Below are 12,082 nucleotides of genomic sequence, written 5' to 3'. Positions count from 1 at the left end.
CGGCGGATCGTCCGGTGTCCAGCTCGGGCACCGCCTGCACGGCGACGTTCGGCACCGAGTCCCGGCGCGTCAGCTCGAGATCCGGAATCGACTGCACCGGCACCGGCGCGCGACCGCCCGCCAGCTGCGTCTGCTCCAGCTCTGGCAGCGTCGCCACCGCCACCGCCACGGGGGCGGCCACGGCGAGCTTCTTCCCGCACACTTCACACTCGATGCCCTGAGCCTGCTGGTGCTCACACATGGGGCAGATGATCATGCCCGGGAGGTTAACGGCCCCGCCCCATCCCGGGCAATGTGCTCTCGACGTTCCCCGCTCATCTCAGTGCACGAAGGGCGGCGGTGGGGCGCTCGTCATCGGGACGAAGCGCACCCCCAGCAGCTTCTCCACCTGGGGTGCCCCCCCTCCGAGCGGCCGGGTGACGCGGATCAGCTCCTGCGCCCCATGCCGCGGGCCCACCGGCAGCACCAGGCGCCCGCCCGGCCGGAGCTGCTGGTAGAGCGCGGGGGGGAGGTGCTCCGGGGCGGCGGTGCCGATGATGGCGTCGAAGGGGGCCTCCTCCGGCCAGCCAGCCGTGCCATCGCCTACCCGGTAGCGGATGTTCTGGAAGCCGAGCCGCCCGAGCCGCTCGCGCGCGGGCCCGGCGAGTTCCGGGAGGACCTCCACCGTGAATACCTCGCCGCAGAGCCCCGAGAGCACGGCCGTCTGGTAGCCCGAGCCCGTTCCAATCTCCAGCACCCGCTCCCCGGGCTGGGGATTCAACACCTGCGTCATGAAGGCCACGACGTAGGGCTGGCTGATCGTCTGGCCATGGCCGATGGGCAGGGCCGAGTCCTGTCGCGCCTCGGCACGCCTCGCCTCCGGGACGAACTCCGCCCGATCGAGTCGGCGAATCGCCTCGAGAACCCGTTCATCGGTGATGCCCTGCCTCCGGAGGATCTCCGCGAGTTCCACGTCACCCATGCCGACAACCTAACCCTCTCCCGCCCGGTCTACTCAAAAGTCGTGAGCCCCCTTGAAAATCCCCCCGAATCCAGAGAGGGAGTCGCCATGGACGCCACCGACGAACTGCTCCGCCTCGCCTTCGAGCGGGCCCCCGCCGCCGAGGCCAACCAGGCCATCTCGCGCATCCGCGCCCAGGAGGGCGATGAGCTCTCCGGCGCCACCAGCTACGAGCTCGTCCTCCCCACGGAGAACGTCCGTGCCTGGCTGCTCGACCGCATGCTGCCGCGACTCGTGGACTACCTCGAATCGAGCGGCGCGAAGCTGCCCCACTGCGGGGGCGTCTTCCTCTCGGTGTTCGCCGGGGACACGCTCCACTTCCTCCGCGCCCGGGACGTGGTGGAGCTGCTCTCCCAGTGGAGCGGCCTGTCCATGGCCGAGCTCAAGCAGCGCTACGGGCCGAAGTAGTGTTATCCGTCCCGCCCATGAGCCCCACCGAGCGCCTCTACTTCAGCGATCCCTTCCTCTTCCGGTTCTCCGGGCGCGTCGTCGCCCATGACACCTGGAACGGTGCGCCCTCCGTCGTGCTCGATCGCACCGCCTTCTACCCCGAGGCAGGTGGCCAGATGGCCGACCGCGGCGTGCTCGGGGGACTCGGCCTGCGCGACGTGCAGGTGGATGACGCGGGCGTCGTCCACCACCTGCTGGAGCTGCCCGAGGGCGCCCGGCTCCCCGAGGTCGGCGCCGAGCTGACCGGGGAGATCGACCGGGTGCGTCGCCGCATCCACATGGCGCTCCACACCGGCCAGCACATGCTCTCGCGCGCCCTGGTGGACGTGGCCAACGCCCACACCGTCTCCTCCCGCCTCGGCGAGACGCTGTGCACCATCGACGTGGACCTCGACGTGCTCGACGAGAAGCGCGTCGCCGAGGCCGAGGACCTGGTCAACTCCCTCATCGACGATGACGTGGCCATCCGCGCCTTCTTCCCCACCCCCGAGGAGCTCGCCGCCCTCCCCCTGCGCCGCGCCCCCAAGGTGACCGAGAACATCCGCGTGGTGCAGGTCGGCGACTTCGACGTGTCCCCCTGCGGCGGCACCCACTGCACGCGCTCGGCCCAGGTGGGCATGGTGCGGGTGCTCGGCGTCGAGCGTTACAAGGGCAAGGGCCGCGTCCTCTTCTCCGCCGGCCGCCGCGCCCGCTCCGAGCTGTGGGAGGAGGCCGGCACGCTGCGCTCGCTCGGCCGCGCCTTCTCGTGCGGACCGCTCGACGTGACGGCCTCCGTGGACAAGCTGCGGAGGGATCTCACCGACGTGCGCGAGGCGCTCGGTGCCGCCCGGGCGAAGCTCGCGGAGAGCACCGCCGCCGAGCTCGCCGCCCAGTTGGCCCGGTCCCCGGACAAGCGCGTGGTGGCCGTCCTTGAGGGAGCCACCCCCGAGTACCTGCGCTCCGTCGCCGCCCGCCTCACGGGTCAGCCCGAGGCCGTGGTGCTGCTCGCTGGCCGCGCCCCCGAGGGCCTGTCCGTGCTCATCACCCGGGGCAGTGGCTCCAGCTTCGGCTGCGGGGCCTTCCTCAAGCGCGCCGCCGAGGCCGCCGGTGGACGCGGCGGCGGTCGCCCCGAGCACGCCGAGGGGCGTCTGCCCCCCACCACCGACTGGAACGCCCTCGTGGCCTCGCTGCTCGGCTGAGCCAGCGGGCTTTCAGAAGGCGGCGCAGGAGGCCGAGCCCGCCAGTCCCGCGAGCGCCCCCAGGCCCCGCTGGAACTGCTCGAACGAGAGCCTTCCGTTGGCGAACTGCTCGCTGAGGCTCAGCAGGGGCTGGGCCTCGGCGATCGCCATCCAGGCGCGGTGGGCCTTCTCCTCGACCTCGGAGAGGACCGACGCAGGGGGCACCTGGCGCGCCAGCATATCCAGGCGGGCACTGGCCTTGCGCGCCAGTTCCTTCATCTGCCCACGCACCGTGGGGTCCAGCCGCCCCGGCTTCCCGTCGATGACACAGAAGGAGCCCACCGTCCGGCCCATCACCCGCAGCGGGAAGCCCGCGTAGGCCTGGATGCCGTAGCGCTCCACCAGGTCCTTCGGCAGGCCGGGCTCGTTCCGGGCGTCCTCGATGAGCAGGCACTGCTCGCTGGCCACCACGAACTGGCAGAAGGACGTACACCGATCCGTGGCGAGCGCCGCCACCAGGTCCGGCGGCAGTCCCACCTGGGCCCGGAAGAACTGGATCCGATGCACCACCAGGCTCACCAGCGCGATGGGGAAGCCGGTCACCCGGGTCGCCTCGGCCACCAGTTCCTGGAGCTCCGGATCCGGGGTCCGGTCGAGCAGCGGCGAGTCGAAGGCGGACAGCCTCGAGCGGTCATCCAGCAGCGAGAGATCCGTCGGAAGTCGATTGCTCATCTGCCACCTTCCTGCCGCAGCCGCGGGGAGAGGATCTGGGAGTCCATGGTGAGGGCGGTCCGCGAGCGGGAGTGCTGGCGGAGGCACAGCGGGAAGACGGACTTCTCCTCGATGTCCATCAAGGAGCGCATGGCCGCGGTCACCGTGCGGAAGCGCTGCCGCAGCCGGTCCACATCCGGGTCCAGGTGCACGAAGAAGCCATGCACCGCGTTGGACATCACCGTCAGGTTGGTGCGGAAGACGTTGAGCAGCGTGAGGGTGCTCGCGTCCTGCACCTCGCGGCACGTGGCGACCACGGCGTCATAGAGCTGCTCCTTCGCCCGCTGGTGCGCCAGGAAGGCATCGTGCAGTTGGCGCAGCAGGCCCGGCAACTCCACGGCGCTGGCGTCCTCGCAGGCGAGCAACAGCACGCGCAGGCGACCATGCTCTTTCTTCAACGTCTCCACGCGATTGAGCATGAGGGGGGGACTGCGAGGACCGTGCCAGCGCCCTCCCCTCGGGGGCCCCAGGGCCCCTGGAGCCCGATTTGTAGCGTCCCGCCCCAATTCATCGGGGTTCCAGGGGCTGTGGCACTTCGGGACTGTGGCGATCCGCCACGCCCGCTCGCCTCCCCCACGGCGGTGCTGGGGTCAAACAGATTTCTAAAGGAATTTACAGTTGTGTATAGTCGCCGGCTGCTGCGCTGGCGGCGAAAAGTCCAGGGGGAAGAGCCCCGAGGGTCAGTGGTCGGACGGATCAAGCACCAGCGGAGCGAGCCCCACCCCGGTACTGGCATGCACCTCCAGGTGCCAGACGACCGGGGATCTCCCTAGACGCAGTCCGGTGGAGTTCTTCATGTCCATGCCGTGGCCTCGCTGGCCTCTGCTCCTCGCCTCGCTTCTGACGGCGGGTACATCCCTGGCGGGTGACAAGCTCACCGCCTTGTCCCCTTCCGCTACCCTGCAGCTCCGCGCCAAGGAGCCGTCGCGCGTGGCCGAGTCGCTCGCGAACCTCCGGGCCCAGAGCCTGGAGCTCGGGCTGGGCTCGCAAAACGACTTCCGCCTGTCCGGCCCCGCGAAGACGGACGCCTTCGGCCAGACGCACGCCCACTTCGAGCAGCTCTACCAGGGCGTGCCGGTGTGGGGGGCCATGGCCATCACCCACATGGATGCGTCCGGGCTGCTGCTGCCCGTGTCGGCCGACAGCCTGCGCAAGGGCATCCGCCTGAACGTGGCGCCCACGGTGGACGCGTCGGATGCGATCTCCCTGGCCACCCTGGAGCTGCAGCCCCGCGGCCTCCTGGGCGCCGAGCCGACCACGCAGCTCGTCGTCTACCCCGAGACGCACCAGGTGAACCGCTTCCCGGAGAAGCCGTACGCCCAGCAGAACGCGGCGGACTTCACCGAGGAGGTGACGGGCTACCGGCTCGCCTGGCACGTGCACACCGAGCTGGACAATGCCCAGGACGGCGTCGCCCATACGGACTTCCTCCTCGACGCGCAGTCGGGCGAGGTGCTGAAGAAGTGGAACTCGCTGCAGACGGCCGAGGCCATGGGCACCGGCAAGTCCCAGTACAGCGGCGAGGTGCAGCTCAACGTCTGGCAGAAGGCGGACGGGGCCTACGAGCTGCGCGACACGACGCGCTCGCTCGGCGCGGGCATCCGGACGTATGACGTGGCCCACGCCGAGGTGCAGAATGGCGGCTCGGGCACGCTCACCCTCTACACCGACCCGGACAACGTCTGGGGTGACGGCAAGAACTACGTGGCGGGCGGGCCCACGCTCGACGACAACGGCCAGACGGCCGCCGTGGACGCGCACTACGGCCTGCTGGCGACGTGGGACTACTACAAGAAGATCCACGGACGGAACGGCATCGATGACCTGGGCTCGGCCACCTACAACCGGGTGCACGTCAGCAACGCCTACGACAACGCCTTCTGGAGCAACGGCTGCTTCTGCATGAGCTACGGCGACGGCTCCGCGCCCAAGGCCGGAGGCTTCAAGTCCATGGCCTCGCTGGACGTCTCGGCCCACGAGCTCAGCCACGGCGTCATGTCGCAGACGGCGCAGCTCATCTACGCCGGTGAGTCCGGCGGTCTGAACGAGGCCAACTCCGACATCTTCGGCACCATGACGGAGTTCTGGGTGCGCAACGGCCGGGGCGACACCATCGGCGACACGGGCGGCAACTGGGTGGTGGGTGAGGATCTGCGCGCCAACCCGCTGCGCTACATGTACAAGCCGACCAAGGACGGCGTGAGCCCGGACGCCTGGTACTCCGGCATCAACAACGTCGACGTCCACTACAGCAGCGGCCCGATGAACCGCGCCTTCTACTTCCTGGCGCAGGGTGCGCAGACGACGGAGACGGCGAACGACTACTCCAGCAAGTACCTGCCCGGCGGCATGGCGGGCATTGGCAACTACAAGGCGGCGGCCATCTGGTACCGCGCCATCACCGTCTACCTGTACCCGTCGGCCAACTACCTGGCGGCCCGCACGGCCAGCCTCCAGTCCGCGGCGGACCTCTTCGGCGCCGCCTCCACCGAGTACCGCGCGGTGCAGAACGCCTTCGCCGCCATCAACGTGGGCTACACGGCCGGCACCTATGACGACCGCACGCCCCCGACCGTCAGCGCCAGCGTCTCGGGCAGCGCTCCCTTGCTGCAGCTCAACGCGCTGGCCCAGGACAACGTGGGCGTGACGCGCGTGGAGTTCTACGTCGATGGTGGCGCCGCGGGCACGGACACCTCGCTGCCCTTCAGCGTGGCGCTCGATGTGACCCAGCTCAACAACGGCTCGCACCAGCTCGCGGTGGTGGCCTACGACGCGGCTGGCAACGTGACCATGTCGAGCCCCATCACCTTCAACGTGGCCAACACCTTCGCGCAGCTCTTCATGGACCCGGGCTTCGAGAAGGGCGGCGAGGGCTGGGAGGCGGACCCGCGCGGCAACATCAACTTCCCCGTCAGCAGCGGGGCGCGTACGGGCCGCGGCTACGTGTGGCTCAACGGCTACGGCCAGGTCAGCACGGACAACCTCTACCAGGACGTCACCATCCCGGCCTCGGCCACCCAGGCCTCGCTGACCTTCTACCTCAACCTCACCACCGCGGAGACGGGCACCGTCGCCAACGACACCCTCGTGGTGCAGGTGCGCAACACGTCGGGTGAGGTGCTGGAGACGCTCGCCACCTGGTCCAACCTGGACGCGAACCTCGGCTGGGTGCAGCGCAGCTTCGACCTGTCCGCCTACGCGGGCCAGACCATCCGCGTCTACCTGGAGGGTACCGAGAACGCCTCGCTGGCCTCCAACTTCCGCCTGGATGACTTCACGCTGCGCACGATCGACGCCAGCGATACCGAGGCGCCGGCCGTGGCCGCCCGCCTGATCAACACCGGGACGAAGCTGGGCCTCTTCGCGGATGTCTCGGACAACGGCTTCGTGGGCACCGTCGAGTTCTTCTTGGACGGCACGTCCGTGGGCAGCGCGCCCACGTCGTTCGCCCACGTCCTGAACATCGCGGGCTTGAGCAATGGCCTGCACTCGATCGTGGCCAAGGCCCAGGACGCCGCGGGCAACGAGGGCACTTCGGCCGCGGTGAGCTTCTTCATCGACACCAGCCGCAAGCAGCTCGTCGTCAACCCGAGCTTCGAGGACAACACCGCGGCGGGTCAGGCGGTCTGGCCGGTCAGCACCAACGTGGCCGGCTCGTCCCGGATCTTCACGAACGCGTCCTTCGCCCACACGGGGAACCGGTTCTTCATCTTCTTCACCAACCTGGGTCCCCAGAAGTCCACCGTCCACCAGACGGTCACCATCCCGTCGGACACCACCGCGGCCGTCTACAGCTTCTGGCTGCGCATCTACAGCGGTGCGTTCACGGACGGAGCGGTGCACCACACCCTCGTCGCGAAGGTGCGGGACACCAGCGGCGCGGCGCTGGCGACGCTCAAGTCCTTCTCCAACCTGGACGACACCGGCGGCAAGCACTTCGAGCATCGCTTCGACCTGAGCGCCTACAAGGGCCAGACGGTCCAGCTCGCCTTCGAGGCGGACCTGTCGGAGGCCGCACAGGTTTCCGGCGGTGTCACCCAGCTCTTCCTGGATGACGTGACGCTGACCACCACGAGCACCGCGGACACCCTGGCGCCCATGCTCACCGGCTCCGTCGATGGCAGCTACGGGACGATCCTCCTCAACGCCAGCGTGAGCGACAACATCTGGACGTCCACCCTCGAGCTGAGCGTGGACGACACCGTGGTGGCCACGCGCACCAACCCGACCGGCAGCCTCCAGGTGCCGTTCGACGCGTCCGGCCTGACCAACGGCGCCCATCAGTACAAGCTGAAGGCCGTGGACTCGGCGGGCAACGTGGCCATGAAGACGGTGGACTTCACCGTCCAGAACTCCTCGGGGACCGACGTGGGCGCTCCCAACGTCAACGCCTCCGTGGACGGCCTCTTCGAGACGACGGTGCTGAAGGCCAATGCCAGCGACGACACGGGCGTCACCGCCGTGGAGTTCTACGTGGACGGCGCCTTCAAGGGCAGCGTCCTCACGCCGCCGTACGAGCTCGCCTTCAACCCCATCCCGCTGTCGCTCGGCGAGCACACGGTGGACGTGGTGGCGTACGACGCCTACGGCCACTCCAGCAGGTCGACGACCACCTTCATGCGCGAGCCGGTGGCCGTACTCATCGCGACGTCGCGCATCGGCGTGCCGGTGGGCGGCTCGCACAGCTTCACCGCGAGCGTCAGCAACGTGGTGGACACGTCGGTGACCTGGGCCGTGCAGGAGGGCACCACCTGCGGCGCCATCACCAAGGCTGGCGCCTACAGCGCGCCCGCCATGCCCGGCCTCTGCCACGTCACCGCCACCAGCAACGTGGACATCGCCCAGCGCGACATGGCCACCGTCAACGTCTTCACCGCCGACCTCAACGGCGACGGTGTCGTCGATGGTGAGGACATGGCCCAGGTGGCCCAGACGTACGGCGCCAACGATTCCGAGCCGGCCTACAGCCCGGCGACGGACTTCGACGCCAGCAGCTCCGTGGACGACAACGACGTCACCCTCTTCGTCAGCCAGTTCGGACGGTAACCCATGAAAACGTTGACCAAGCTCATTGTTCCGCTGCTGCTCGGAGCGCTTGCCGCGTGCGGCAACCCCGATGCGGGGCCGGTGACGGTCTCTCCGAAGACCGTCTCCGTGAAGGCCGGCGATAAGACGACCCTCACCGCCACCGTCGAGGACGCCAAGGAGTCCAAGGTGCTCTGGACCGTGGAGGGAGATGACTCCCACGGCACCATCACCAGCACGGGCGTCTACACCGCGCCCACGGAGGCCGGCACGTACACCGTGGTGGCCACCAACGCGGTGGACACGTCGAAGAAGGACACGGCCTCGGTGACGGTCCTCCCGGCCGTCGTCGTCGCCATCAACCCGGTGACCGAGTCCGTCGGCACCGCCGGCACCACCACCCTCACGGCCAAGGTGACGGGGGACAAGGACACCTCGGTGACCTGGTCCGTCGAGGGCGGTGAGGCCAACGGCACCATCACCCCCGCGGGCGTCTACACCGCTCCCACCACGGCGGGCACCTACACCGTCATCGCCACCAGCGTGGCGGATCCGACGCGCAAGGGCTCCGTGCAGGTGAAGGTGGTGGCCGTCTCCGTCGCGGTGAAGCCGGGCAACCAGACGCTGGACCAGGGCGCCACCACCACCTTCACGGCGGAACTCCTGGGCACCAGCAACACCTCGGTGACCTGGGCCCTCGAGGGCGGTGAGGCCAATGGCACCATCACCCCCGCGGGCGTCTACACGGCTCCCATGAAGGCGGGCACGTACACCGTCATCGCCACCAGCGTGGCCGACCCGTCGAAGAAGGTCACCGCCACCATCACCGTGCGCGCCGTGACCGTCTCCCTCATGTCGGCCGAGCTGACCTTGTCCACCGCGGGCAGCGTGGCCTTCTACGCCACGGTGACGGGCACCACCGCCTCCAGCGTGGTGACCTGGGCCGTCGAGGGCGGTGAGGCCAACGGCTCCATCACCTCCGCGGGCGTCTACACGGCTCCCACCACGGAAGGTACCTACACCGTCGTCGCCACCAGCGTGGCCGATCCGTCGCGGAAGGCCACCACCCAGGTGACCGTGAAGCCGGTGAAGGTGAGCATCGATCCGGAGACGACGACCCTTGACCAGGGCGCCACCGCCACCTTCACGGCGAACGTCACGGGCACCTCCTTCACGGCGGTGACCTGGTCCCTCGTGGGCAGCAACACCAACGGCACCATCACCAGCACGGGCATCTACACGGCGCCCTTCAAGGCGGGCACCTACGTCGTCGTCGCCACCAGCGTGGTCGACCCGTCGAAGAAGGCCACCGCCACCGTTCACGTCCGCCCCGTGGCCGTGGACGTCTCGCCCGCGACCGTGACGCTGCACCAGGGTGCCTCGACCACGTTCACCGCCACGGTGACGGGCACCACCGCCACCACGGCGGTGACCTGGTCCGCCGCGGGCGGCTCGATCGATGACTCGGGCCACTACACCGCTCCCACGGCGGTGGGCACCTATACGGTGACGGCCACCAGCGTGGCCGACTCGTCGAAGAAGGCCACCGCCACCATCACCGTGCCGGCCGCCGAGGGCCTCGCCTACGCGGACCCGACGGGCACCGGCTGGCGCCTGGTGAAGAACAGCGCCGAGTCCACGGCCAACCACCTCGTGTTGGACCTCGTGGGCCCCTCGGGCCAGGCGGGCCGCGGCGTGGACCTGACGCTCTCGGCCGACGCCACCCGCGCCTCCTGGGCGAAGGTGTCCGCCGCGGACGCCGAGCACGTGACCAACCGGGCCTTCGCGATCGGCACCACGCCGCGGCTCCTCAAGGGCACCGTCAGCGAGGACAAGCTCCTCGTCGGCGTGTTCCAGAAGGGCTCGGCCACCCCGGCCACCGAGTACTCCAGCGCGCTCGTCTCCGTCGCGCTCGAGCTCAAGCCCAGCCCCTCGCTTCCCTCGGGCGCCCTGCTCCCGTTGGCGCTCGTGAAGGCGCATGCGCTCTCGGACAGCGGCACGCTGAGCCCCATCGACGTGGCCGTGGGCACGCTCACCGCCGAGTGAGCTGAACCCTCGCCTCAAGCGGTTTGAAACGGCGGTCTCCTTCCCGGAGGCCGCCGTTTTTCATTGGGAGTGATTTTTTGTAGCCCCGTTGCTAGGATCCGCCCCGTTTCAGGGGGGGTCAACGTCGCCCCAGGTGAATTGCGCTCTGGCAGTGCGAGCCGCGCGAAAGCTACACTTCGCGTGAACCGGGAGGACGCATGAAGACCCAGCGAAACGTGTCCGTGGATGAGAGCCGCAGCAGCAGCACCAACTTCGCGTTGCTGCGATTCCTCGAGCAAAACCCTGGAATCGAAACGGTTTCGGATTTCGTCAACCACTGCCGTACGCGCGGTGGTGAGTCCTACTTCCAGGCCTGCTGCCGGGAGATGGAGTTGGATCCGAACGAGCTTTGCACCAGCCGGGCGTCGGAGATCTCCGAGTGGGTCTGGTCGGACTCACGTGGCACGGAGTACCCACCCCAGTACGCCGCCGTCGGCTGAGCTACCCCACCCTGGCGAGGGCCAGCCGGCCCTCCCAGCGCTCCTCGAGAGCCTTCACCAGTGCCTGGTGTTCGGAGGCCTCGAGGCGCGGATCCTTCGCGAGGATCCGCCGCGCTTCCTGCTGAGCCAGTGACAGCAGGTCGCCATCCCGCGCGAGGTTGGCCACCGCCAGTTCCGGAAGGCCGCTCTGCCGGGTGCCGAGGAACTCGCCGGGACCGCGAATCTCCAGGTCCTTCTCGGCGATGACGAAGCCGTCGCTGCTGTGCTCCATCACGCCGAGCCGCTCCGAGGACACCAGGGAGGAGCGCGCCAGGTTGGCCACGAGGTAGCAGTAGCTCACCGCGGCCCCGCGGCCCACGCGCCCGCGCAGCTGGTGCAGCTGCGAGAGGCCGAAACGCTCCGCGGACTCGACGACCATCACCGACGCGTTGGGCACGTCCACGCCCACCTCCACGACGGTGGTGCACACGAGCAGCTGGATGTGGCCCGCCCGGAAGGCGTCCATCACCAGGTCCTTCTCCTCGGGCTTCATCCGTCCGTGGAGCAGGCCCACCTCGACGCCGGGGAACACCTGCCGCAGCTTGTCCGCTCCGCGCGTGGCGTCCTCCAGGTCCAGCTTCTCCGACTCCTCCACGAGCGGGTACACCACGTAGGCCTGGTGGCCCTTCTGCACCTCGGACGCCACGGCCTCGTAGACGCGCGCCCGCTGCTTGTCGTTGAAGACCCGCGTCTTCACCGGCGTGCGCCCCGGGGGCAGCTCGTCGATGATCGACACGTCCAGGTCCCCGTAGAGCGTCATCGCCAGCGTGCGTGGAATGGGCGTGGCCGTCATCACCAGCACGTCCGGGAAGACGCCCTTGCTCATCAGCGTGTGCCGCTGGAGCACGCCGAAGCGGTGCTGCTCGTCGATGACGACGAAGCCCAGCTTCTGGAAGCCGATCTCCTCCTGGATGAGCGCGTGCGTGCCCACGGCCAGGTGGATGTCCCCGCGCGCCACCGCGTCGCGGATCTCCCGCTTGCGCTTCGCCGGGCCCGCCGCGCTCACCAGCCCCACCTTGTAGCCCAGCGGCTCCAGCAGCTTGCGGAAGGTGCGCTCGTGCTGCTCGGCGAGGATCTCCGTGGGCGCCATCACGGCCACCTGGTAGCCGTCCTGC

General features: G+C 69.3%; 9 protein-coding genes and 1 pseudogene. 5 read left to right on the top strand and 5 right to left on the bottom strand.

Going from position 1 to position 12,082, the window contains the following annotated elements; all coding sequences use genetic code 11:
- Both VF794_RS10415 and VF794_RS10410 read right to left on the bottom strand, forming a co-directional pair.
- Nucleotides 1–202: pseudogene (locus tag VF794_RS10415) on the bottom strand (hypothetical protein); the annotation flags it as partial.
- A 117-nt stretch (nt 203–319) separates the two neighbouring features.
- Complete coding sequence (locus VF794_RS10410; RefSeq protein ID WP_331109276.1) at nt 320–961, bottom strand: protein-L-isoaspartate(D-aspartate) O-methyltransferase; 642 nt, start codon at nt 959–961, stop codon at nt 320–322.
- Nucleotides 962–1,048: 87 nt separating this feature from the next.
- Here VF794_RS10410 and VF794_RS10405 point away from each other — a divergent pair, with 87 nt between their 5' ends.
- A complete protein-coding gene (locus tag VF794_RS10405) occupies nt 1,049–1,408 on the top strand; it encodes an STAUR_1299 family protein (RefSeq protein WP_331109275.1) in 360 nt (119 codons plus the stop codon).
- Between the two features lie 17 nt (nt 1,409–1,425).
- On the top strand, nt 1,426–2,628 hold the full coding sequence (locus tag VF794_RS10400; RefSeq protein ID WP_331109273.1) for an alanyl-tRNA editing protein: 1,203 nt from the start codon (nt 1,426–1,428) through the stop codon (nt 2,626–2,628).
- 12 nt (nt 2,629–2,640) lie between these two features.
- Here the strand turns inward: VF794_RS10400 and VF794_RS10395 are convergent, their stop codons facing one another.
- On the bottom strand, nt 2,641–3,339 hold the full coding sequence (locus VF794_RS10395; protein WP_331109271.1) for a GAF domain-containing protein: 699 nt from the start codon (nt 3,337–3,339) through the stop codon (nt 2,641–2,643).
- Nucleotides 3,336–3,797, bottom strand: a complete 462-nt coding sequence (locus VF794_RS10390) for a hypothetical protein (protein WP_331109269.1) — start codon at nt 3,795–3,797, stop codon at nt 3,336–3,338. Before VF794_RS10390 ends, VF794_RS10395 begins: the two co-directional genes overlap by 4 nt.
- Nucleotides 3,798–4,173: 376 nt before the next feature.
- On the opposite strand from VF794_RS10390, the gene VF794_RS10385 reads away from it, so the two are divergent.
- The 3 genes from VF794_RS10385 to VF794_RS10375 all read left to right on the top strand — a co-directional run bounded on the left by VF794_RS10385 (nt 4,174) and on the right by VF794_RS10375 (nt 10,928).
- Nucleotides 4,174–8,424 carry a M4 family metallopeptidase gene (locus VF794_RS10385; RefSeq protein ID WP_331109267.1) on the top strand — a complete coding sequence of 1,417 codons (4,251 nt, stop codon included), beginning with the start codon at nt 4,174–4,176 and terminating at the stop codon, nt 8,422–8,424.
- Nucleotides 8,425–8,427: 3 nt separating this feature from the next.
- Nucleotides 8,428–10,449, top strand: coding sequence for a hypothetical protein (locus tag VF794_RS10380; RefSeq protein ID WP_331109265.1), 2,022 nt, complete (start codon nt 8,428–8,430; stop codon nt 10,447–10,449).
- Between the two features lie 197 nt (nt 10,450–10,646).
- Nucleotides 10,647–10,928, top strand: a complete 282-nt coding sequence (locus VF794_RS10375) for a hypothetical protein (RefSeq protein ID WP_331109263.1) — start codon at nt 10,647–10,649, stop codon at nt 10,926–10,928.
- A gap of 1 nt (nt 10,929) precedes the next feature.
- Here VF794_RS10375 and VF794_RS10370 read toward each other — a convergent pair.
- The coding region (locus VF794_RS10370) for an ATP-dependent DNA helicase RecG (protein ID WP_331109261.1) at nt 10,930–12,082 on the bottom strand (1,153 nt) is incomplete at its 5' end.

The organism is Archangium sp., from assembly GCF_036389735.1.
In the GTDB taxonomy this organism is placed as follows: domain Bacteria; phylum Myxococcota; class Myxococcia; order Myxococcales; family Myxococcaceae; genus Archangium.
The sequence above is the reverse complement of the archived record's forward strand: the minus strand, read 5'-3'. Positions and strand labels throughout refer to the sequence as shown.